The organism is Lederbergia wuyishanensis (assembly GCF_022900255.1).
GTDB lineage: Bacteria > Bacillota > Bacilli > Bacillales > Bacillaceae_C > Lederbergia > Lederbergia wuyishanensis.
On the sequence record NZ_JALIRM010000018.1, the window covers coordinates 1 to 24,378 of the forward strand.

Annotated in this window: 22 protein-coding genes; 10 read left to right on the forward strand and 12 right to left on the reverse strand. The window is 34.4% G+C overall.

The genetic code is table 11. The annotated features are described in order from the left end of the window. Together MT489_RS20550 and MT489_RS20555 are read right to left on the reverse strand one after the other, a co-directional pair. On the reverse strand, positions 1 to 708 hold a 708-nt coding region (locus MT489_RS20550), incomplete at its 3' end, for an ABC transporter permease (protein WP_244683498.1). Positions 709 to 965: 257 nt separating this feature from the next. Continuing rightward, a complete protein-coding gene (locus MT489_RS20555; RefSeq protein ID WP_244683433.1) occupies positions 966 to 1,733 on the reverse strand; it encodes a sugar phosphate isomerase/epimerase family protein in 768 nt (255 codons plus the stop codon). A 436-nt stretch (positions 1,734 to 2,169) separates the two neighbouring features. Between MT489_RS20555 and MT489_RS20560 the strand changes: the two genes are divergently transcribed. Beyond that, on the forward strand, positions 2,170 to 3,156 hold the full coding sequence (locus tag MT489_RS20560; RefSeq protein ID WP_244683434.1) for a LacI family DNA-binding transcriptional regulator: 987 nt from the start codon (positions 2,170 to 2,172) through the stop codon (positions 3,154 to 3,156). A gap of 45 nt (positions 3,157 to 3,201) precedes the next feature. Here MT489_RS20560 and MT489_RS20565 read toward each other — a convergent pair whose 3' ends face one another. From MT489_RS20565 to MT489_RS20580, 4 genes are all read right to left on the reverse strand, one after another. Then, positions 3,202 to 3,852 (reverse strand): bifunctional 4-hydroxy-2-oxoglutarate aldolase/2-dehydro-3-deoxy-phosphogluconate aldolase, encoded by a 651-nt coding sequence (locus tag MT489_RS20565; RefSeq protein WP_244683435.1) that lies wholly within the window; start codon positions 3,850 to 3,852, stop codon positions 3,202 to 3,204. Beyond that, on the reverse strand, positions 3,846 to 4,994 hold the full coding sequence (dgoD, locus tag MT489_RS20570; protein ID WP_244683436.1) for a galactonate dehydratase: 1,149 nt from the start codon (positions 4,992 to 4,994) through the stop codon (positions 3,846 to 3,848). Before dgoD ends, MT489_RS20565 begins: the two co-directional genes overlap by 7 nt. Positions 4,995 to 5,463: 469 nt before the next feature. Further along, positions 5,464 to 6,243, reverse strand: a complete 780-nt coding sequence (locus tag MT489_RS20575; RefSeq protein ID WP_244683437.1) for a phytanoyl-CoA dioxygenase family protein — start codon at positions 6,241 to 6,243, stop codon at positions 5,464 to 5,466. 107 nt (positions 6,244 to 6,350) lie between these two features. After that, on the reverse strand, positions 6,351 to 7,316 hold the full coding sequence (locus tag MT489_RS20580; RefSeq protein ID WP_244683438.1) for an ROK family protein: 966 nt from the start codon (positions 7,314 to 7,316) through the stop codon (positions 6,351 to 6,353). Between the two features lie 290 nt (positions 7,317 to 7,606). Here MT489_RS20580 and MT489_RS20585 point away from each other — a divergent pair, with 290 nt between their 5' ends. The 3 genes from MT489_RS20585 to MT489_RS20595 all read left to right on the forward strand — a co-directional run bounded on the left by MT489_RS20585 (position 7,607) and on the right by MT489_RS20595 (position 11,681). After that, entirely contained in the window at positions 7,607 to 8,812 is a 1,206-nt protein-coding gene (locus tag MT489_RS20585) for an ATP-grasp domain-containing protein (protein ID WP_244683439.1), read from the forward strand. A gap of 118 nt (positions 8,813 to 8,930) precedes the next feature. Beyond that, a complete protein-coding gene (locus tag MT489_RS20590) occupies positions 8,931 to 9,368 on the forward strand; it encodes a CotY/CotZ family spore coat protein (protein WP_244683440.1) in 438 nt (145 codons plus the stop codon). A 147-nt stretch (positions 9,369 to 9,515) separates the two neighbouring features. Further along, positions 9,516 to 11,681, forward strand: coding sequence for a YheC/YheD family protein (locus tag MT489_RS20595; RefSeq protein ID WP_244683441.1), 2,166 nt, complete (start codon positions 9,516 to 9,518; stop codon positions 11,679 to 11,681). A 110-nt stretch (positions 11,682 to 11,791) separates the two neighbouring features. On the opposite strand, the gene MT489_RS20600 is transcribed toward MT489_RS20595, so the two are convergent. Then, entirely contained in the window at positions 11,792 to 13,009 is a 1,218-nt protein-coding gene (locus tag MT489_RS20600) for an ATP-grasp domain-containing protein (RefSeq protein WP_244683442.1), read from the reverse strand. A gap of 225 nt (positions 13,010 to 13,234) precedes the next feature. Between MT489_RS20600 and MT489_RS20605 the strand changes: the two genes are divergently transcribed. From MT489_RS20605 to MT489_RS20625, 5 genes are all read left to right on the forward strand, one after another. Then, positions 13,235 to 14,659 carry a Mur ligase family protein gene (locus tag MT489_RS20605; protein ID WP_244683443.1) on the forward strand — a complete coding sequence of 475 codons (1,425 nt, stop codon included), beginning with the start codon at positions 13,235 to 13,237 and terminating at the stop codon, positions 14,657 to 14,659. Positions 14,660 to 14,709: 50 nt separating this feature from the next. Beyond that, positions 14,710 to 15,141 carry a hypothetical protein gene (locus MT489_RS20610; protein WP_244683444.1) on the forward strand — a complete coding sequence of 144 codons (432 nt, stop codon included), beginning with the start codon at positions 14,710 to 14,712 and terminating at the stop codon, positions 15,139 to 15,141. 132 nt (positions 15,142 to 15,273) lie between these two features. Next, entirely contained in the window at positions 15,274 to 16,584 is a 1,311-nt protein-coding gene (locus tag MT489_RS20615) for a YheC/YheD family protein (protein WP_244683445.1), read from the forward strand. A gap of 118 nt (positions 16,585 to 16,702) precedes the next feature. Then, the gene (locus MT489_RS20620) at positions 16,703 to 17,683 is read left to right on the forward strand and encodes a YheC/YheD family protein (protein WP_244683446.1); all 981 of its coding nucleotides are present in this window, start codon (positions 16,703 to 16,705) and stop codon (positions 17,681 to 17,683) included. After that, entirely contained in the window at positions 17,680 to 18,798 is a 1,119-nt protein-coding gene (locus MT489_RS20625; RefSeq protein ID WP_244683447.1) for a UDP-N-acetylmuramoyl-tripeptide--D-alanyl-D-alanine ligase, read from the forward strand. The genes MT489_RS20620 and MT489_RS20625 overlap by 4 nt, the downstream gene beginning before the upstream one ends. A 114-nt stretch (positions 18,799 to 18,912) precedes the next feature. Here the strand turns inward: MT489_RS20625 and MT489_RS22375 are convergent, their stop codons facing one another. The 3 genes from MT489_RS22375 to MT489_RS20640 all read right to left on the reverse strand — a co-directional run bounded on the left by MT489_RS22375 (position 18,913) and on the right by MT489_RS20640 (position 21,681). After that, positions 18,913 to 20,199 (reverse strand): NlpC/P60 family protein, encoded by a 1,287-nt coding sequence (locus MT489_RS22375; protein WP_244683448.1) that lies wholly within the window; start codon positions 20,197 to 20,199, stop codon positions 18,913 to 18,915. Positions 20,200 to 20,329: 130 nt separating this feature from the next. Next, positions 20,330 to 20,674 (reverse strand): C40 family peptidase, encoded by a 345-nt coding sequence (locus MT489_RS20635; protein WP_244683449.1) that lies wholly within the window; start codon positions 20,672 to 20,674, stop codon positions 20,330 to 20,332. A gap of 74 nt (positions 20,675 to 20,748) precedes the next feature. Then, the gene (locus MT489_RS20640) at positions 20,749 to 21,681 is read right to left on the reverse strand and encodes an NlpC/P60 family protein (RefSeq protein WP_244683450.1); all 933 of its coding nucleotides are present in this window, start codon (positions 21,679 to 21,681) and stop codon (positions 20,749 to 20,751) included. A 312-nt stretch (positions 21,682 to 21,993) separates the two neighbouring features. Between MT489_RS20640 and MT489_RS20645 the strand changes: the two genes are divergently transcribed. Next, on the forward strand, positions 21,994 to 22,830 hold the full coding sequence (locus MT489_RS20645) for an MBL fold metallo-hydrolase (protein ID WP_244683499.1): 837 nt from the start codon (positions 21,994 to 21,996) through the stop codon (positions 22,828 to 22,830). A gap of 68 nt (positions 22,831 to 22,898) precedes the next feature. On the opposite strand, the gene MT489_RS20650 is transcribed toward MT489_RS20645, so the two are convergent. Then, on the reverse strand, positions 22,899 to 23,123 hold the full coding sequence (locus MT489_RS20650) for a helix-turn-helix domain-containing protein (RefSeq protein WP_213110530.1): 225 nt from the start codon (positions 23,121 to 23,123) through the stop codon (positions 22,899 to 22,901). Between the two features lie 485 nt (positions 23,124 to 23,608). Beyond that, positions 23,609 to 24,376, reverse strand: coding sequence for a succinate dehydrogenase iron-sulfur subunit (gene sdhB / locus MT489_RS20655; RefSeq protein WP_244683451.1), 768 nt, complete (start codon positions 24,374 to 24,376; stop codon positions 23,609 to 23,611). Positions 24,377 to 24,378 lie beyond the last annotated feature (2 nt).

Below are 24,378 nucleotides of genomic sequence, written 5' to 3' on the forward strand. Positions count from 1 at the left end.
GCCTAAAAGGAGAATATCCTCAAAACCAGCGTTCAAAAGGTTTCCGATTGCCAAAATCATGAAGATTAAGATAACTGGCAAAATGGAAGGGATTGTAATCAAATAGATTTGTTTGAATCTGCTTGCACCGTCAAGGGCGGCAGCTTCATAAAGCTGTTGGTCCACACCCGCAATGGCGGCTAAATAGACAATCGATCCAAAGCCGATTTCTTTCCAGACATTCGTGGTCACAAGGATTGCCCAAAAATATTTCGGAATGCTCAGGAAGCTGATTGGCTCGTCAATGGCTCCCACCTTTTCCAATGCGATATTTAGGCTTCCGTTATCTGTTGACAATAACGAACCGACGAATCCCGCCACGATAACCCAAGATATGAAGTGAGGCAGATAGCTCACCGTTTGGACCACCCGTTTAAAGAACATATGCCTTACTTCATTCAACATTAAGGCCAAAATGATCGGCGCCGGAAATCCGATAAAGAATTTAAGGAAACTGATCACAAGCGTATTTCTCATGACTTGAGAAAATTCTGGTGCAGTGAAGAACATATTAAAATGTTTCCATCCCGCCCAAGGACTTTCCGCGATTCCCTTAAAAATGTTGTAATCCTTAAACGCCATGATGATTCCGTACATCGGAATATAACTAAAGATAAAGATGAAGATGATGGCGGGAATGACCATTAATTGGAGTTCCCACTGATTCATTAGTCTAAAGAAGATCGATTTCTTCTTTGGGATGATTACGACATCTTTATTTGCAATTGCCTTTTCCATACGTCCCCCCCATTTACCCATTAGAATTAATAATTTATCTATAAAAAATGCCAGTGTATTATTGAGATATTTAATTTTCAAAAACTTTTTTACATCCAAATCATACAAGCTAGACCAATTTCTACCTTATTAAGCGCTATCAAAATTATTGGTTATAAAAGGGAGAGATTCCCTCTCCCTTCGGAGTTTTACTTGGCTAGATAAGGTAACTTTTCTTTCAAATAGTTAATACTGATTTCGACACTTTCAAGAGGTGTTTTTCGGCTTACGTCTTGCTCAACTATCCACCACTGCACATTGGCTTCGTCGCCAATATTTAATACCGCCTCAATGTCAACTCCGCCAGTGCCTAACTCCGCAAAAAACTTTTCCTCATCTGTTGTCATATCTTTCAAATGAACTAACGGTGTTCTATTATGATATTTTTTTATCCATTCAACTGGATTTTCTCCTGCTTTAGTTAACCAATAAATATCAAACTCAGTTTGCAAATTTTCAGAACTTACATCATCAAAAATACTTTCAAGCGCTGTTCTACCATCTGATAAGCGATCAAGTTCAAAATCATGGTTATGATAGCAAAGTGTGATGCCTTCTTTAAGACATTCTTCACCTGCTTTTTCTAAAAACTGAATAAGCTCTTTATAGTTCTCTTCACTTCTTTGATCTGGCATTAAATAAGGACATACAATATAGTTACTTCCTAAGATTTTTTGTTCTTCAATCACTTTTGCTAGATTGTTTTTTAATTCATCTAATCCAACATGACTGGAAGCTGCTTTCAGTCCGTACTCATCAAGTAAGGATCTTACTTCTTTCACTTCAAGGCCACCATATCCGGCAAATTCAACACCGTCAAACCCTAAATCAGCAACTTTTTTTAGTGTACCAGCAAAATCCTGAGCACTTTCATCACGTAAAGTGTACATTTGAACTGCTACTGGAATCGTTCTCATTTTTATCTCTCCATTTCTACTTTTAGTGAAAAATGCAGACATTCTAATATCATAAAAGATGTGAATGGTAGGTCTTTATTGAAGATGTTTTTACTATTTTAAAATATTTAATAGATTTATAACATCTCCTTTTATATGTAGATCTGCACCAAAGTTAGTTGAAAAAATAATCTGTTAAACGTTTTCAAATTATAAATTTAATAGAGTTAATCGTTTCAACTGATGTAATTGTATATCAACTTTTTCTATCTTTCAACACATTTTTGCGAAATATGCTTACTTTTGTCAAAAATCGTATTTTTTATCAACTATTACTGTAGAAAGTAATATTTACAAACATTTTTTCCTTAAACGATTAACTTATTTCTGTTATTATAGTAAAATAGCTAAAGATATGTAAGCGATGTCATTTTGATATTACTTGGAGGTAGAGACCATGGTAAGCATGAAAGAGATTGCTAAGAGAGCAGGAGTCTCTGTTGCAACAGTTTCTTATGCATTGAATGAAAGCTCAAAAATACCAGAAACAACTCGTAATAAGATTAAAGAGATTGCGAATGAGTTACATTACGTTCCGAATGCAATGGCACGTTCATTAAAAAAACAAGAAACAAAAATAATTGGAATATTTTTCATTCTCGATTATAGCGGAAGTTTTTTTGGACCTATATTGCAAGGTATATATGAATCACTTGCCGATACAGGGTATGAGGTAATTGTTTGTTATGGAGAAAATTCACATCGTTTTTTGCCGGAACAGGTAATTGATGGTGCTATCATACTTGATGCGGGGTTTTCTACTGAAGAATTGACGAGGTATGCTGATCAAGGGCATAAAATGGTCGTCTTAGATAGAGAGGTTAAACACCCGAATGTTAATCAGATCTTGCTTGATAATCGTGGTGGAGCAAAAATCGCTATTGACTATTTACTTGAAAAAGGACATAAAAAACTTTACATAGTAAAAGGTCATGTCGATGCCTATGATGCAAATGAAAGACTACACGCTGTAAGAGAAACAGTAAAACAATATGAAAATATTGAATACCATGAAATTGAGGGTTTTTTTGATAAACAATCTGGGGAGCTGGCTGCGGAAAAAATCGTCCTTGAATACAGTGAACCGGCTGCTATTTTTTGTTTAAATGATAATATGGCAATCGGTATGTATGATTATATTTCTAATACAGATTTTCGAATCGGCGAACATTTTCATATAATAGGATTCGATCATACAGAACTGTCTCAATACGTTACACCTAAACTAGCTACAATTGATTTTTCTAAACGACAATGGGGTGCTCTTGCTGCTAAGAATTTATTAAAACTATTAGCAAATAAACCAGTTAAAAACGAATTGATTCAAGTTTCTCTAATTGAAGGGGAATCAGTGCAAAGTATTAAAAAAGAATTAATTAGCTAATATGATGGACAGGGTAAGCGTTTAGGCCTTGTCCATCATACCTCTTTACTCTTCTTTATTGGCTAATTCTACATATTGTTTTGCCAATTCGGTTAATCCTTTAAAATCTCTGTTTTCAATCATCGTCTTATTCACTATATTACTTCCAATCCCTACACCCATTACTCCATGTTTAAAATATTCTCTAATATTGTTTAAATTCACTCCCCCAGTTGCAATCATTTTTACGTTTGATAAAGGTGCTCTAATTTCCTTTAAATAATCTAAACCGAGAGAACCCAAAGGAAATAATTTAACAGCATTAGCTCCTGCTTTTATTGCCTTCATTATTTCTGTTGGCGTCACTACTCCAGGGAATATTTCAATTCTTTGTTTGCATGATAACTCAACTACATCCTCATCAAGATTTGGAGTAACGATATATTGAGCCCCAGCTTGAATGGCTGCTGATGCCATTTCCGTATTTAATACTGTTCCTGCTCCTATGAAAACATCATCCTGTTTGAAATGTTTCCGCCACTCATTAATAATTTCTAAAGCACCTTCTGTGTTCATGGTCACTTCTATAAAACGAATACCACCTTCAACTAATGCCTCAGCGACAGGGATGCTATCCTTCCGTTCAATACCTCTAACAATAGCAATGATTTTGTCTTGTTCTATTCTTTTAATAAGATAACTTTCATACATTACCATTCTGCTACACTTCCATCCCGATGACGCCAAACAGGATTTTTCCAGTCGTGACCAATCTCAGCCATTTTGCGGACATATTCCTCATTGACTTCAATTCCTAGACCAGGACCTTGCGGAATTGTAACATGTCCTTCATTATACGAAAATACAGTTGGATCTTTTATATAATCTAATAAATCATTACCTTGATTATAATGAATGCCTAAACTTTGTTCTTGAATAAATGCATTATGGGCCGTAGCATCAACCTGCAAACATGCAGCTAGTGCAATGGGACCAAGCGGGCAGTGAGGCGCAACTGCGACATCATAGGCTTCCGCCATTGAAAATATTTTCTTACATTCCGTAATTCCTCCCGCATGTGAAAGATCAGGCTGAATAATATCTACATATCCATCATGCAATAATTGTTTAAAATCCCAGCGTGAAAACATTCTTTCTCCTGTAGCAATTGGAATACTCGTGGAATTCGCAATTTCTCTAAGTGCCTCATTGTTTTCAGGAAGAACTGGTTCTTCAATAAACATCGGGCGAAATGGCTCCAATTCTTTTGCCAATATTTTTGCCATCGGTTTATGTACACGACCGTGAAAGTCAATTCCAATTCCTAAATTATTGCCAGCTGCATCACGAACAGCTGCAATTCTCTCAATAGCTTCATCAATTTTTTTATATGAATCTATGTATTGAAGTTCTTCTGTTCCATTCATCTTTACGGCTGTAAAACCGTTATCTACTGCCGCTTTCGCAGCCAAACCTACATCTACAGGTCTGTCTCCACCTATCCAGGAATAAACTCGAATAGATTCACGACAAGCACCGCCTAATAATTGGAATATCGACGTTTGTAAATATTTCCCTTTAATATCCCATAATGCTTGGTCAATTCCAGCAATAGCACTCATGATAATTGGACCCCCACGGTAAAAACCAGACCGATACATTACATTCCAATGGTCTTCAATGCGTAAAGGATCCTTTCCAATCAGGTAGCCCATTAATTCTTCTACACATGTTTTAACTGTGGCTGCCCTACCTTCCACAATTGGTTCTCCCCAACCAATAATTCCTTCATCTGTTTCAATTTTCAAAAAGAGCCATCTAGGAGGAACTTGAAAAAGTTCAAAACTAGTAATCTTCATTTGATATCCACCTTTTCTTTCTCAAAGTATAAAAGAAGAGACTATGGTAAACCCATTATCTCTTCTTTTTATTATGCTCTGTAACCTTGTATGTTGATTTCTGTTACAGGTGCTTAGCTTTCCTCAAGCACCGAAAAGCAGATGGCGCCTAATCAGTCATGATATGATAAGCAATAAGCAAATGTTTCAGTTTAAAAAGTTATTATATTGACCTTATTGTCTCAGGTTATTTAATCTCTAGGGGACTGCGCCTGCAGCTAGAAAAAGGCGAGACGATCATGACTTATCGTTTAATGTGATCGGTAATTCACTAGCTTATAGGAGCCGGGACTAGAAGAGGCTCCTCAGTCTCAACACCTGTGGATTACCCCTGCCATTACTTCCAAGCTAGAGGCTCCGAGCCTTCCACTATCTTCAACAAAGTAATGTAATTGAAGAATAAGCATTAAACGAGGCCTTTCGTTGGAATTTACTCAACTACAACTTTTTCTTCCTTTGCAAATTCTTGCATGTTTTCCCTATAATGCATCCATATATCTCTCATCGGTGCTTTCCAATCATTCTTCACATCTACATGATTAATTCGGAAAAACGTAGCATACCTGATATTTGGTGAAATATTTGGCCCAATGCCATGCGCTAGTTGGTAATGGCATAAGATGATATCTCCAGCTTTTCCTCTTATTTGGATAGGTTCAGGCATATCTATCGGAGGCATACCTTTCAATAATGCTTCAGGACCATGTTCCCTAAAATATTGTTCATATTGGCGGTGAGTGCCTGGCCATACTGTAAAATTACCTGAGTCTTCTTCTGGTAAATCACTTAACAATATTCCAACTAACGCAGTAAAATTTTGGATTGTCCCTTCAGGAACTCCATTATTAGGTGAATACATTCCATCGATGTGCGGGCTAGCTGGAGGAATGGGATCCTCCAGTCTTGGAAAGCGCAAAGCAATTTGTGCTCCGTTGATCGGATAAGTCTTCTCCAAATCAATAACTGAATTTACAAGATCATAAACCGGAGTCTTATTGAAAAGATCAGAGATGACCGGAGTATGTTGAATCTCAGGACAATATGATTGAGAACGTAAAATATGCAGCTTCTCCTTATTCATGCCTTCTTCACCAAGCGAGTGGTTAATAGCCTTTTTTACTTCATCCAACATAACTTGCGGGATAACGCTTGGAATCACTACAAAACCATTATCAAATAACTCTTTCCTTTGATTATAGGATAACCTCATTTCCCTCACCCCTCTTTATTGTTTGCGCTTTCATTATAGTACAAGCAATAAAGCACTGCAACAAAAATTCGCTCAATTCGAAAAAATGAAACAGTGCTTTCTTATTTTTAGATATTTTGGTTTTCTGCTACCGCTAAATGAGCTGAACCGATTAGTCCGGCAGAATCTCCAAGACTACCAATCACTAATTTTGGCAGCTCACTATTCGCATAGTGGCTTTCAAATACTTCTTGAATAGGATCTAAAATAAACTTACCAGCAGATGCAGCTCCACCTCCAATGATGATTGCTTCAGGATTCAATAGAAATGTAACGGTTAAAAGTTTTTTTGCCAAAGTTCTTCCAACATAATCAAATATTCCTAGTGCTACATCATCATTTTGTAAACAAGCTAAATAAACATCTTTTGAAGTGACCTTATCTTCGTTAGAGTTTAAGATGGTCTGCTTCCCCGACTGTATGGCATCTTGAGCTAGTCTACTAATTCCACTTGCTGATGCGATTGTTTCTAAACAGCCTTCTTTCCCACAATTGCATGGATAATTTACACCTGGCACCGGATCATGTCCTAATTCACCTGCATAAAAATCATATCCTGTGACCATTTGCCCGTTTATCATTACTCCTGCTGCCATACCTGTCCCCAAAGTAATACAAATTAAATTATTGGAACCTTTTCCGCTTCCAGCCAAAGCTTCTCCTCTTGTATAATTTCGGACATCGTTATCAATATAAACCGGAATTCCCAATCTTTTTTCCATTTCTAAAGCAAATGGCACTTCTTCATAACCTAAATTAACTGCTCTAATGACTGTACCTGTATTTGGGTTCACTTTACCAGGAACGCCCATTCCTACACAGCTTATATTATTTTTATAGCCATTCCTTTCGGCTAATGCATTTACCTCACTCGCAATTAAATCGAAGAATTCTTTTGGATTGTTTGTTTTTTCAGGAAAATAGGGTTTCAATGTAGGGATGCTTACTTTTTCTAGTAATTCTAGATCGTGATTAAAGATTCCTATAACAGTATTCGTCCCTCCGATATCTACTCCAATTACTCCATTTTCCATAAAATCGCCCCTCTTCTAAATAATGTTCTTATTAAAATGAATTTTATCATGGTATTTCTTCGTTAAGCAATTTTACAAAAAATATTAAAGAATAATTACTCATTACATTATTCAATCATAGAATACTGAATAGTAGTAAGAGAAACATAAAATCCCCTATTAGATACAAGCAAATGCCTGAGACGAAAAAAAAACAATTTGTATTTTAAGCATATGTATCTCATTTCGAACCGACTGAACCATTACTACATTTTATTATATTTTTCTTCAAAAAAGGAATGATTGAATCGGTGGAAACGATTATCTTTATTGGCTGTAATAAAACTGGAACAAGTGTAGAAGCATTAACAATTGCAAAAGAAATGGGCTATTTAATTGTTTTATTTACAGACCGAAAAACGTCCTGCCTCCCCTCCATTGACCGCCAAATTTATTTAAAAAATTTATTTGAGGAAGAGTTCATTTTCAATGAGATTAAGATTTTAAAAGATGAAGGGCATCAAATTCGAGCATGTATAAGTTTTATTGATCCCTTTGTTTCATATGCTGCAAGCATTTCCAATAGGTTAGGTTCGACAAACATTTCAGTAAATTCCCTTTCCTTAATGGAAAATAAGATTTTAGTCAGAAATAAACTAAAAGAACACCAAAGTTCACCTTTTTATACAACCATACATGAAAATAGTTCACTTGAAGAATTTCATAAGAATAATACTCCCTCTTTTCCATTTATTCTAAAAAGCCCAAATTCAAACGGATCAAAAGATGTTATTTTCGTAGATGGTTTTGAAAAATTTAACAATGCAATTCATCATTTACAAAAAAAAAATATAAATCCCATTTTACTCGAAGAATATATCTCTGGACCCCAATACTTAATTGAAATGATTGTACAAAATAATAAAGTATTCATCATAGCCGTCATAGAGCAAGAAGTTGTATATGATGGAACTTTTATAGTCGAAGGATACCTCTATCCTGCTCAATTAGAAACTGAGGAATATGATAACTTGGTTGAATCTGTAAATGGAATTGTAAAACAACTTGGTTTAACAAATGGTTCATGCCATATTGAAATGAAAAATACGCTTGGTGGATGGAAACTAGTCGAAATAAATCCGAGAATGTCCGGCGGAAATATGAACAAGATTATTGAAGAAGGAACAGGAATCAATCTTATTAAAGAAATTATTAAAATGCATCTTGGAAAAAAACTTTCCATCATTCCTACAAAACATGAATTTGTATATGCCCGCTATTTAACTATAAAGTCGTCTGGGAATCTCTTAAAAATACATGGTAAAGATGAAGCCTTGAAACATACCGGCGTAAAAATGGTCGACATAAAGGTAAGTGAAGGAGATTTGCTTACCATACCGTACTCTATGGGGAATCGATACGGATGTGTGATTGCACTTGGAAAATCAAAAGAAGAAGCAAAAGCAAATACCATGAAAGCTGTAAAAGAAATAAGATTTTATTTAGAACCTCTTTGAGAAAAAGGCTCCAAAAAAATGGGTATTCTAATTAGGTCCATATTTATTAATACTTACACCATCCCCTTTTGTCGGCAATATTATAGATAATAAAGGAAGAAAGGGGCTGAAATCTAAATTGCCTAATCAAAACAAAAGGCACACTATATACTACTCGCTAGTCGAACTAAAAGCTATGCAGGACTTACTAACTGAATCTTCCTCAAAATACTTTGGTAATAATCTTTCAGATTTAATTGGAGTAGATACAATCCCTTTCATTATGTATACAAATAATGGTTTATTTAACCGAATTGGAAGGGATACGACTAAGAATGAAACATTCGTAACAAACTATTTTCGTATTGAATCAATCGATGAAGAAAGCAGAACAGCCACGATTTCTTTGCTGCGCCCATTCGATATCCACGGAAAAAATACCCTTTCAATCGATGACCTAATCGTACTAAAAAAAACTTCCTCACAAACTAATATTGAATTATCACAGATAAAAGCCATCCAGCCATTAGATATAGATTATATAAAAAGAAAGATTATTATTGAACAAAAGTGGTAATACAAAAATTTTCACTCTAGGATGCATAGGGTGATTTTTTATTTATAACTACAATCACGTTAAAAACTACACGTCTGTCAGTTACAAAAGAATATGATTATGAATCTAATATACAAGGATTTAAGAAATGAAAAAGGAGATTATTCAATGACATTGATAGGAATGTTACATCATCGGAAAGACCCGACTACGGTCATTAAGTCATATGCATATGCTGCGGTGGCTAAAGCGGAAGGTGCAACATTTTTCTACTTTTCCCCTGGTCAAGTTAACTTTACCACCAGTAAAATTAATGGCTACGTGTATGAAAATGGAAAATGGGTAGAAAAGGTTATGCCTTTCCCAGATGTTATATATAATGCGGGGAGTCCAGAAAAGTTAAATAAGTCAAAAGACATCATTCAAAAATTAAAAGAGAAAATTCCATTTACTACGCACTCTATTGGGAATAAGTGGAACGTACAAAAGAGACTAAATGAAGCAAAGGAATTTTCTAACTATCTCATTCCATCCGAAATAATTAAATCCAGCGATAGTTTTTTTAAATATGTTGAGACGTTTGATAAAGTTGTTTTTAAACCAATAGATGGAAGAAAGGGTAAAGGTATTTATTTCATTACTAAAAAAGCCGATGGTTTTCAGGTACAAACAGATTTAAATAGTAGATTTTATACAACTCAACAATTAACAAATCTTATTAGGGAAAGAGTAAAAAACGGTACCTATATTTTACAACCGTATATAACATCAGTAACTAAGTCAGGGCAAGTATTTGATTTTAGACTCCACGTTCAAAAAAATGGAGAAGGAAAATGGGTAATCACGACCATATATCCACGTATTGCCCCAATGGGATCCATTATTGCAAATATTAATAATGGTGGATATACGAATTATTTAGACCCATTTCTAGAACAGGAATTTAAAGACAATGCATTCAATATTAAACGAACGCTAGAACATTTTTCATTATCACTTGCAAAACATTTAGATGAGTTACAAATGGTACTCTATGATGAAGTAATCGATGAAATTGGAATTGATGTTGGTTTAGACCAAAATAATAAAATATGGATCTATGAAGTGAATTGGCGACCTGGTTGTCCACCTGCTTTTTACTTAGAGTTAGATGTTGTGACGAATTCTATTCGATACGCCATGTACTTAGCTAAAAATCAACAAACTATAAAAGCACAAATAAGGCAGCTTAAAAGAGAACAAAATAAGGTGAAAAGGGAACTTCCAATCATAGCTATTACTGGAAGTGCAGGTAAAACAACTTCAAAAGCCTTCCTGGCATCCATTCTTTCAAAGAAATGGAATGTTTTTGAATCTAAGGATTATTGGAATACAACAGAACATACAAAGCAACATAAAGAGCTTATTGATCCTTCTCATCAAGCTGTTGTATTGGAATATGGAATGGCATACAAAGGTGTCATTACAGAGCACTGTAAAATCATCAAACCAAATATTAGCATTGTAACGAATATCGGACTTGCACATGTTGGAAATTTCAATAGTGATATTAGAGGAGTAGCCCATGCTAAGTCAGAGCTAATACATGGAATGGACCAGCAGGGCTTGCTTATTGTGAATAAAGATGATGCAAATTCTAGATATTTGGAGACACAGAGATTTAAAGGAAAGATTCTTACTGTTGGAATAAAATCCGCTGCAGACTATAGAGCCTTTGACGTAAAATATGCTAAAGAGGGAATGGAATTTAAAATAAGATTGCAAGGTAAAGTAAATCAACTATATATCCCTATTTTAGGTGAACATCATGTTTATAATGCTCTCAATGCAATTGCAGTTGCAGACCAACTAGGATTTTCTCCTATGGATATTAAAGCAGGCTTAATCTTTAAAAAGCCACCAAGAAGATTAACAATCTACAATTGCAAAAATAATATTACAGTCATTGATGACACCGTTCACTCTCACCCACAAGGCGTTCGCGCCGCGATTGACGTGCTCTCCAATATCGGTAAACACCGAACAATTGCCATTATCGGACAAATGAGGGAATTAGGTGATTTAAGAGAAGCTGAATATAGAAAACTTGGAGAATATGTAGTAAGCAAAAAGATTGATTACTTAATCACATATGGCTTTAGAACAGATGAAATTACTAACCATGCAAAAGCAAAAGGATTTCCTGCACAAAGATTGTATCATTTTACAGATAAAGATAAATTACATGATTTACTGTCAAAAATCATTAGAAGTAATGATACCATCTTAGTTAAAGGAGCTAGTAAAACAAACATGTTTGAAACCGTGAAGTTTTTAGATGAAAAATATGGCTAAATATTAATAGGACACCACATAAAAAGGGTGTCCTTTCAATTTGTTGATAAATTAACTCTCAATTATAAGCCTGGTAAAAATGTTTGTAAACAATATAAGGACACCAATTATTAGGTGTCCTCGTTTAAATGGAATGTAATTTCTTTTGCAGCTTTTTTGGCGTTTCTTTTTGCTTCAATCATACTGTCGCCAGTGGCAATTACATATGCGTATCGATGGCCTAAAGATAATGGGGGTGTAAGTCGTGTCCCTTTTTTCGGCTTAATGTATACCTCTACCACACCTGGGGACTTTTTTGCTCTCCCTCTCCCTGTTACCCTTTCTAATATACCTTTTTTGGTAACAATCACATATTGTGTATAAATATGATTTTTTTCTTTAGGTTCTAATGAAGGAGTTTCTCCTAGAAATAATTTTAGTGTTTCCTCGACTAGACTAAAACCATATGCCGCTTTTAACATATTGTTCATAGCCCCGCCGGAAATTCGAGGGTTTATTTCAATGATTTTTAACCCACTACCTGTACTTCTTAATTCGAGATGGAGAGTTCCATTCACAATATTAAATTTTGAGACAACTGAATTCAATATCTTTTCAATACTAGACATTAAATATACTGGAGGATCTACTAGTATCCCATACCCTGTAATAATAAATCTACGACCTCTAATAATTTCCTGCTCGATAATCCCCGCTATCATCACTTTATTATTATGAATCATAGCCTCCACTAAGTATTGTTTTCCTTCAATGTATTCCTCAGCAATCATTGCTTCGTTTGGGTTTTTTTCCTGCAAATTTTTAGTATGTCTTATAAATTCATCCTTATTCGCAGCAAATAACACATCTTTTGATCCAGTTGATTTAGGAAACTTAACGATTACCGGAAAAGTCATTTTTTCACTAACGGAATCTAAAGAGTCACCTGGATTAATGATAGAAAATTTTGGCGTGTAACTTTGATCCTTTAAGAATGATCGAGTTTCTTCTTTATTTTCCATAATTTCTATTGCTCTTGAAGATGTATAATTTATACAGTATTCATCACAAAGCTGCGAAGCAATATGAACATAGGAATCTAAAAAACTAACAATCGTTAAAATTTCATGCCCTCTTTGCTTCAATTTATTTATTTCGTTTTTCATACTACCATAATTATTTGTATCCACAAATATCATTGCATGAACATCTTTATATACTTTTCTTTGTTGAATCTGTTTTTCATTTTTCGTGAAAAGGACAGTAAAGTATCCTAACTGTTCTGCAGCTTTAATTGCCTCCCTGCTCGATCCAGATTTATTTGTGCCTATAAAGATTATCGTTTTCAAACGGCCCACTCCCTAATAAACTTCAATAAAAACAACTCGATATATATTTATGAAACGAACCGTTTTATGTATAGTTACCTATCATGAAGGAACGATTAATACGAAAATTAGTCTTTTTACGGAGAGTAATATGTTTGGGTAGTGGAAAATAAATTAGTATATTCGTACAAGCGATATGTAAAATTAATCATATTATGTCTAACGTGAGAGGAGTGTATTTTCATTATGAAGTCCTTTGATGTTAGAGAAATCAGAACCATCCTTTCCGGAAAATTACTTTACGGATCCGATGAGACCATTGTTCATCATGGCGCATACCGTTTTAAACATATAAATAAAAAGCATACTATTTTTTTTTCAAAAAAAAGAATTGTCAATTTTAATCACTTAAAGGAATTTTTTCCTTTAGTAATTGTAACTCACAGGAATATTAATATGAGTATGCAAACTGAAGGAGTGACGATTATACAAGTAGAAGACACTGATAAAGCTTATTGGAAATTTGTACATTATTATCGTAGTCTTTTTAACTTACCAGTTGTTGCAATTACCGGAACTTCTGGTAAAACGACAACGAAAGAAATGATTAAGCATATATTATCTGTTGATAAAAACATTACGGGAACAGGTATAACGAGTAACTCCCGCACTGCACATTTACAATATTTATTAAATATTGATGAAGATACCGAAGCTGGCGTTTTTGAAACAGCTGTCGGTTCTCCTGGAGATGTTTTGCTGGCTTGTGAATATTACAAACCTTCCATAGGAATCATTACAAATATTGGTGAACATCATTTAAATAGATGTAAATCACCTGAGGAATATATTAAAGCAAAAGGGGAAATGGTGGCTGCACTTAAAAATCAAGGAGTACTAATACTCAACGCGGAAGATGAAAATAGTAAAAAAATAGATTTACAACATTATCAAGGCCGAATAATAAAAGTTGGTAAAGCTGATAGTAGTGATTTTATTGCTAAAAATATTCAATATAGTAATGATGGAATGGAATTCACATTGAAGTTTAATCAAAAAGAGTATCCTAGTTATGTTCATGGGTATGGAGAACATCAAGTATATAATGCACTTTCCGCTATAGCAGCTGTAAACGAAATTGGAATTGATCCTACTGAAGCAGTTCAGCGCCTTAAAACATTCCGTAAATTCAACAAACAATTACAAGTTTTAGATGGTTTAAATGGCTCTACAATTTTAGATGATACTTGGAGCAGCACAACAACCTCATTGGAAGCAGCACTTAAAGTATTAGATGAAATTGGAAAAGGAAGAAAAAAGATAGCCATAATCGGAACAATTACTGATGTTGGTTCATGGGGATATTATATTCACCAAAAGGCTGGAGAAATAGTAAATAATCACGATGTGGATGTACTTATAACAATCGGTATGCATGCAAAAATAATTGCAGATCATGCAGTAAAATGTGGTTTTAAATCCAAAGTTTATACATTTAACAATAGCATTCTCGTCTACAATTTATTAAGTAAAATTATAGATAAAAATACGATTGTATTGATTAAAAGTGACATGTACAGCAAAGCTATCATTGAACTTGTAGCCAGAATAAAAGTAAAAGAGAAAGCCAAAAATGTACAATTAACCAATGACAAACACATTGCCGAATAACGATCTCCTTTAATATATTGTAATATCCTATTAGAAAGGAGGTATTATTTATGGGTGTAGCTTGTACTTGTGGTGTTGAAGTTAATGCATTCTCTGCTGATAATAATGTAAAATTCACTGGTCAAAACGGAACAACAAAAGGAGATTTAACCTACTTGGCAGATGTTTGCGTAAACTCCCTTGAAACTTCAACCCTATCATTGCAATTTGTTGATACAGAAACTGGCGCAAACTCTTTTACATTCACAGCTAATGCCATTACATCTGTCACATGTAAGAAAGAAGGTCAAAACTGTGTTGTAACTGTAGATGGGACTGGTTTAGTCAATGGTGTACAATTTCCCTTCGAAGCAGTATTTAGAGATGAAGTAGCAACAGCAGCTAAAGACAATGTTCAAAGCTTTGTCATTACAGGTTTCTTTGACCAAAACGGTGCAGCTCCTGTACCTCAGGGCTCCATTGTTGCAGTAGGCTGTAATTAAGTATAATTCGATTAAACTCTTAGCAAAAAATGCTAAGAGTTTTTTCAATCCCCCACCTATTTACCAAAAAATCCAAGAAATTATTTCTTAAGCAGAATAACTTAAATTACGGATCACTAAGGGGATGAACATATGAATATCAGTAGAGGGAGGTTAGGTCAATACAAAATACTTAACTCCGAAAAATCTTTACGTAAGCATCTTTTAGAGACTGAGATTTTATCAGAAAAAGCTTTGTACAAATTATTAAAAAAAAATAAATCTGTTGAAATTAGGCCTTCCTTTGGACCCGGTGAAATAACGATTTCAAAGGAAAATAATACATTTACACTCCATTCACAATTAAATTTTATTAAACAATTAACAAAAGAGGAAATATACCAAGACTTAAAATCCTATACATTAAATCAAAAACATTTCATTATTCAACCCAAAAAACTCTCTTCACGTTTCTTTCAAAACCCATTTCAATATTATGTAACAGTCAATAGAGAATCAGCGGACTCGGATTGGAATTATATATCAAAAACGGAAAAGTATAATTCAGTATTTGGTCGTTTTTTTTATATGTATTTTCTACGGAAGATTGAACAACTGTCGTTATTAACTGCTAAAAAGCTAGGTGAATCCTTTCCTGATTGCAATACGATGGTAATAGAGATTTTATACGATCTGAAAGGTGGTATATGGATTCGTGATGTGATTTTTCATTATTCAATAAGCAAATGGAACCAGAAAAATACATTATCAAGAGTTGACGCACTTTTACCTATAATCCCAAAAACAGATTTGTTAACAAAAGTCACGTTTTACGATTATATCAAAAGATACAAGCAAGTAATCTTGAAACCTACTGATGGTCAGGAAGGAAAAGGAATCGTCAAAATTACTGTTCTAGATGATGTAACGTTCGAAGTCCATACTGGCAGAAAAAAAATAATAAAAACATCTATAGAAGAAACGTATGACTATCTTCAGAGTCATTTTTTTAATAAAAAGTATTATCTTATCCAAGAAACATTACCTCTGGCAACAATTAACAATTGTCCATTTGATATTAGGGTTATAGTACAAAAAAATCATGCCTCATGGAAAGTAACCGGAATAGTAGTTAAAGTAGTAAGTAAAGAATTCTTTATTACTAATGTAGCTGAAAAAATTTTAACACTAGATGAGGCCATCTCTGTTTCAAGTATTTCTCACATAAATACTAATAGTCTCAAAAGAAAAATTAGTGAAATTTGTATTTCTGCCTCTAGACAACTAAATAAAGATAAAAAGAACATTAAGATTATAGGGTTTGATATAGGATTAACTAATCAAGGCGACATATGGATTATTGAAGCTAATTTCGCCCCGGATCTAGCAATGTTTTATCGATTAGAAGATAAAACAATATATCGAAATATTTATGAATCTAAAAAGAATGAGATTCGTTCTTGAAATTTGCAATGGTGGGCATGACTTCCCCCATGCAGACAAAGATACAAGCAAAGTGGAAATACATGCATAAAGTATACAAAAGAATAGCTAGACATTATTACTTCAAGAGGTGAACCTAATGAGTGAAATTGGGTTGTTATACCCGAAAGGAAGGCTTTCAAAAGAGGATCTTTATCAATTGTATGGCCAGGTGGCCAGTAATCTAGGAGTGGATCTTGTATTCTTTACAAAAGAGACGATTAATTGGAGTTCAAAGACCATAAAAGGTCATATTTATAATGATGGAAGTTGGCGTAAGAAAAATTCATCTTTACCTAATTCAATTATAGTAGCTAATGAAAATATTATGAATGAAGTAAATTCACAATTGAGAGAATTAATAGTGCCATTCCCTACATTAGGTTATTTAGGAAAAAATAAATGGACAATCTATGAGAAGCTTCAAAACCGTGAATTTCAATATGACTTGATACCTTTGGTAAAAATTAGATCGTCAGGACAATTTCTTAGAATTCTTAAGGAATATAGGAAAGTAGTGATAAAGCCTACTTTTGATACTTATCAGTACTTAATCGAACAAAAAGGAAATCACTATATTGTTACTGGCAAAGGTGAAGTTAGAGAGAAAAGCCAGGAAGAACTAAGAAGTTTTATTAAAACATTACAAAAACAAGAAGAAAACATCGTTCAGCCACATTTGCTATTTCGAACAAAAGATGGAGAAGCTTTTAACATTGAAGTAAATCTTAAAAAAGATGAAGGTAAAAAATGGGTAATTCATAATATTGTTCCGAGATTTTATTTGAGAAATGTCCAGAAGTTTACAGGTTATAAGGATATAAGCTCCTTTCTAAAGTCCCATTCTCCTTATAATTCTACCCAATTTATCCAAAACATCTGGGATTTCTCCATAGATTTTGTCGAAAAGCTAGAGAGAGTATACAAGGAAACAAATGAGCTTTCTCTGTATTTAAAAATGGATGATCTTCATAAGATTTGGGTGGATGAAATTAAATGGAATATAGAGGAAGTCGATATAGTAAAAAGGCACCTTAAAGATGCACTCTCTTTGCAAAAAAGAAAGGAGAGGCTTAAATGACAATTGATTTTAAGAAAGTAAAACCAACTATTGCTGTTACAGGCAGTGCTGGAAAAACCACTGTGAAGACGATGATAAGTTCCATCTTAAGAGAAAAATGGATTATTTATGAATCCAGTGATTATCATAATACAACCGAAAATACAATTAATCACAAAGAAAAGATAGGACCGATTCACCGATCTGTTGTATTGGAATATGGAATGGGTTTCGCCGGACAAATAACAGAACATTGCTCAATCCTTCAGCCTGATATTTCCGTTATAACGAATGTTGGGTTGGCACATATCGGAAATTTTGATAGTAAGCTAGAAAACTTGGTTGCTGCAAAATCTGAGATTATTAAAGGAATGAATCAGGATGGTGTGTTGTTCTTAAACAGAGATGATCATAATTCTAAGATGCTGCACACATCTAAATTTAAAGGTAAGATCGTTACGATCGGAATTGAAAAAACCGGACCATATCGAGCTCAAAATATTCGCTTCGGAAAAGAAGGTATGGAATTTACTATACAATTAAAAGGACAAAAATATGCATTTAAAATTCCCCTTTTTGGGCTACACAATATTTACAATGCTTTATTTGCCATTGCCGTAACAGATTTATTAGGATTCTCACCGGAAGACATGCAGAATGGCCTAAAATACATTACCAAACCGGAACATCGATTATATTTTTATCATTTAAAAGATAATATTACTGTAATTGATGATACCGTTCACGCCCATCCACCTGCAATGAAAGCAGCAATCGATGTATTGAAACATGCAGGTCGAAGGAAAAGAATAGCTGTACTGGGAAGTATGAGTGAACTTGGCGATAGAAATGAAGCGGATCACCTGGATGTTGGCAAATATGTGGCAAATAACGGAGTTCATCAATTATTTACGTTCGGAAACTATTCCAGAGATATTACAGAAGGTGCTTTAAATTCAGGAATGCCATTGGATAAAGCAAAACATTATACGGGGCTGTACAGAAAAAATCTTCATGAAGACCTATTAAAAGCAATTGAACCTGGTTCAACCATCCTTGTAAAAGGAGCCAGTAAGCAGAATCTGTTCGAAACAGTTGAATTATTACTTCAGCATTATGGCGAGGATGCCAACTAATTGCAATTGGGTAAAAGGGCATTTGTTGATTGTTATAACAAACAACAAATGCCCTTTTACTTTATTTGGTTCCGTTGATGGGGAGAAAATCACATTCATTTACTCAATTGCGAATTAAAGAACTCTTCTGGCTGTATTATAATTTTTCTTTGCCCAATCAGAATTTAAGTTATCCTTCAATACAGTTCTTTCTTTCGATGATAAGTAAATAAATTCATTGTTTCCTAAATAAATACCCACTTCCACAACTGTTTTTCCGCCGTTTGTGAAGTATAGTAAGTCCCCTTTTTGCAGGTTATTTTTATTAACTTCTGTTCCAGCACTTAATTGACCACTTGCAAGTGTCGATTTTAAGTCAATCCCCTCATTTTTGTACAAATAATGTACAAATCCAGCGCCTGTGAATGTCAAAGTATCTTTATCATAAGCATATCCAAACTTAGTTTTGTTAGCGATACTTAAAGCATAGTCTACTATTTTATCAGATTTTGTTAGTTGTACATTAGTATCCTTCTCTGTATCCGGGTTATCAGCTTTAGAAGTCAACCTTCTAGCAGTTACAAAATTACATGCTTCTTTTGCGTAATATTGGTCAAACAATGTTCTTTTCGATGTTTTACCTGTATCAGCAACAATAATTCTCTGTTCGCCTGTGTAAATTGCAGGAATAAGTCGTGTTCCGCTTGTCTTGAAGAGGACAAGATCCCCTTCTTGTAAGCTATCTCTAGTTACTGATTCACCTTTGGTAAGGTAGTCCGTGCTTGTAGTTGCGTTTAAATCAATACCATTTTGTTCGTATATCTTATCGATCAGTTCTAAATTCTTCAAGTTACCATCCATCAACTCATAACTTGTCTTTACGATGTCATTTTTATTTGCTTCTAACAAGCTAGGGATAATTCTCCTTGATTCAATATAACTCTCTGTATAATAAGATTTATTTGTCATATCTGTTACTGTGATACCCAGTTCTTTGTTCGCAGCATGAACAACTTTATTGTTCCCAATATACATTGCTACGTGGTTAGGAAGCCTATCTTTTCGGGTTGTAAAGAATAGTAGGTCACCTTTTTTTAGATCCTTTCGATCAACATGTACTCCCTGTTTAATCATCTGTTTTTCATCCGCATTGTGCAATTCTAATCCATTTTGTCCGAAAACAAAATCGATAAAAGAAGCACAACGGAATTTTAATTCATTATAATCAACCTCACCAAGGTCAACATAAGTTGCTTTTCCAATTAGATTTATCGCTGTCTCAATCACACTGTCTGCTTTTTGTTCTATTTCTGATTGATTAACCTGCTGTACTGTACTGGCGTCAACTTGGATTGAATATACTGGAAATAAACTTAGTGCTAATCCTCCTGTTAGTACAATATTAATGAGTCCTTTTTTCACCTATTATCGCCTCTCTTTTGTTAGAAATATGTGTCAACTGCCTAGCCGACTTATGTAATGTCTTATTACAATGGTAACGAGCTCAAATTGACGATTCTTCTTTGTCAACCGAACTCGTTATTATTAATTTTTATAGCACTCGACGAGCAGTTACATAATTTTTAACAGCCCAATCAGAACTCAAACTATCTTTTACAACTTGTCCATTCGTTGATAAAGCAATATATTGATTGCCACCTATATAGATGCCAGCTTGAGTTACCTTTGAACGTTTATTATTAGTTGAGAAATATAGTAAATCCCCTTTTTGAAGGTTAGATTTTAGGACTGCTTTTCCGACTTGCGCCTGTTGACTTGCTAATTTACTCTTTAAATCAATTCCGTTTTGTTTAAATACATAATACGTAAATCCGGCACCAGTAAAGGTTAAAGTAGATTCGTTGTATGAATATCCGAATTTCGCTTTACCAATCAAACTGGAAGCAAAACGAGTGATATTATCTACTTTCGAAATACTTTGTTGTGGTTGTGCTGTCTCAGTTGCTGCATTTAGTTCAAAAAAAAACGTTTTGCTGTAATATAGTGCTGAGTATAGTAATCTACAAATAGAACTCTGGTATTAATTCCGCTTGAACTTGGAATAATAATTCTATGATCACCTGCATAAATTGCTACCATATTTGGAGTTTTAGATCCCTTTACACTATTAAAGAAAACTAAATCGCCTTTCTTTAAGCTCGCTTTTGATACGGTAGTTCCTTTACTCATAAGTTTTTTAATATCTGTTGTTCCAAGAGTTACACCATTCTTTTTATAAACATAATTTACAAACCCTGTTCCAGTAAACTTTAAGGATGATTCATTGTTTGTAGTTCCCATTGTCACTTTATTCATTAAATTATAGGCTTGTGAAACAATTTTATCCCCTTTAGTTGCAGGATTGGCTGATAATATGCTTGGAAGTACTCTTCTAGCTGAAAAATATTTTTCAGTATAATATGGTTTGCTGCTCATGTCGGTAATGACAATGTTTTGTTTGGAATCTGCCATGTGAATAATTTTATTATCACCAATATACATTCCTACATGATCTGGATCCGTTCCAGTCGTTTTATTTTTAAAGAAAACAAGATCCCCTTTTTTCAATTCACTTCTTGGGACATAATATCCTTGCTTTACCATATAATCTTCGTTATAAGTTGCTAGATCAACCCCCCCTTGTTTAAATACAAAGTCTATAAAACTTGCACATGCAAATTTATAAGGGTAAGTAGTTTTATATTCTTGTTGACTATAAGTAGCTTTTCCTATTAAACCTTTAGCGATTCTAATTAATTGATCTGCTTTTGCGTCAACTGCCTGTTGATTGTTATAAGGGTTTACAGTAGCAGCTGAAACAGTTGTTGGCTGAATTGTAGGTACCGCCAATGAGCTAAGTCCTAATGTAAGTGTTAGAGTAGTTGAAATTAATACCTTTTTCATAAGTGACCTCCTGCTGTTTTTTATTAACTCTTGCAAAATGAATTCTATCATAATAAGCGATTACAACTAGTGGAAAAACTTTACAACAGCTTGGTCCATATGTCGTCAACCTTTGTGCCTATTGGTTTTCCGAGACAACTTTACAGTTTGGTAACAGCTGTTACTGAAAAATAACACTATAATAGAAAATGCTCTTCAAACCCTTGAGACCACTAATTTACAGATAAGTTGATTATTTTTTTGATTATATACTTAAGAAAAAGGAAATAATATTAGAAATGGCTTAATAAAGTCTGGAGGGTATGTATGAATATGGAATATGGTGAAGATTATAAATATATTCCCGTTACATCCATTAACAGCGGAATTGGGCAAGAAATTGAGAAAGATATTTATGGCTTTACAATTCAAGTGGTGAATATATATTTTGTCGGGGATCCCCAAAAAAATGAGGATTGGTTTCTCATTGATACTGGAATGCCCAAATCCTCAAATATAATCATTGAAGAAGCAGAAAAAAGATATGGTCCTAATACAAGGCCAAAAGCTATTATACTTACACATGGTCATTTCGATCATGTTGGAGCATGTATTGATCTTGTGGAACACTGGAAAGTTCCAGTATATGCACATGAATTAGAACTTCCTTTTTTATCAGGCGAACAATCCTATCCAGAACCTGATACTACAGTTGAAGGTGGACTGGTTGCTAAAATATCATCTATATTTCCGAATGAACCAATTAATCTAGGAAAACACGTATATTCTTTACCGAAAGATGGAACTGTTCCGGGATTATCTGATTGGCGTTGGATTCATACACCAGGACATTCTCCTGGACACATATCTTTATTTAGAGAAAAAGATCGGACCCTAATCGCTGGAGATGCATTTATTACAGTAAGACAGGATTCTTTATATAAGGTATTAATGCAAAAAGAAGAGATAAATGGTCCCCCGAGATATTTAACTACAGATTGGAATCAAGCGTGGGAATCTGTAAAGATTCTGGAAAATATAAAGCCAACTGTTGCATTAACTGGACATGGCAGTCCTGTTTCTGGAGATTTTTTAGCAAAAGGATTGTCTAGGCTTGTCCGTGAATTTGATAGTGTCGCCATTCCTGATTATGGAAAATATCTTAAATAATCTTACCTAAAAACAGTAAAAATAATAACCAACAAAACCGGCCACCTAATGGACAGCCGGTTTTGCTTTTATAGCTTTAATTCTCCCATGCGCAAGAGTTCCACGACAGCTTGGGATCGGCCCTTTACTCCGAGCTTTTGCATGGCGTTGGATATATGGTTTCGAACCGTTTTTTCACTGATAAATAATTCTTTTGCTATCTCTTTAGTTGTTTTATCTTGAACTAACAGTTCGAAGACTTCTCTTTCTCTTTTTGTAAGCAGCGGTTTGTGTGTGAATTCATTCTCCTTCAACTATTGTAACCCTCCTTGCCTTCGCCAGCTTTAAACCGCGGGGATGGGTATTTTTGATTGTCACCATATCATATGTGAAGGAAATAATGTGAGTGACATCATGAAGGCAAGAATTAACGAAATAGGCTAAAAAAGCACCCATTTTTTTATTTAATTGATGTTATTAATAAGGAATTATTCAGTAGTGCTCTTCATCAAATACCGCCCTATTCTATATAATGCAAATGCCTGATAGATGTGCCTTTTTTAAAACATTGATATTCATGTTGCAAGAAACTGTAATCCTATATGTGGTGTCCTCATATTGCAAAGTATTTGTCACAAGAGTATTGTAGTGGATTTCAATGTAAAGGTATCAGACCTTTAATAATAACTTTTGTAGTACTTGATCCATTTAATTTCACAAAAATTATTTGGCTTTACTAACAGTTATTCCAACTCCACCAATAAAACAGGGATTACCCTAAAAGGATAATCCCGTATTTTTAATCTACCATATGGTCGCTTCCGAAGAAGTTCTTAAACATTTGAATATTAGTCGCACGATTCATAGCGGCGATGGATGTAGTTAGAGGTATTCCTTTTGGACATACTTCAACACAGTTTTGTGAGTTTCCACACTGAGAAATCCCGCCCTCATCCATTAACGCTTCAAGACGTTCATCTTTATTCATTGCTCCTGTTGGATGTGCGTTGTATAAGCGAACAAGTGAAAGGAATGCTGGACCAATAAAGTCCGTTTTGCTATTCACATTCGGACATGCTTCTAAGCAAACACCACAAGTCATACATTTTGACAATTCATATGCCCATTGACGTCTGCGCTCAGGCATTCTTGGACCTGGACCAAGATCATACGTACCGTCGATCGGAATCCATGCTTTAATTTTCTTTAATGAATCAAACATTCTACTTCTATCAATGACAAGGTCACGAACTACCGGGAAAGTATTCATAGGTGCTAACCGAATCGGTTGTTCAAGCTTATCGATAAGCGCTGTACATGATTGACGAGGCTGCCCATTAATCACCATCGAACAAGCTCCGCAAACCTCTTCCAAACAGTTCATGTCCCAAGCAATCGGAGTTGTTTTTTGGCCTTCAGCATTAACTGGATTTCGACGTATTTCCATTAACGCGGAAATTACGTTCATATTAGGGCGATAATCCAATACAAATTTTTCCTCATACGGCTGAGATTCAGGATTATCTTGACGAGTTATGATAAAGGTGACCTTTTTATTTTCACTCATCA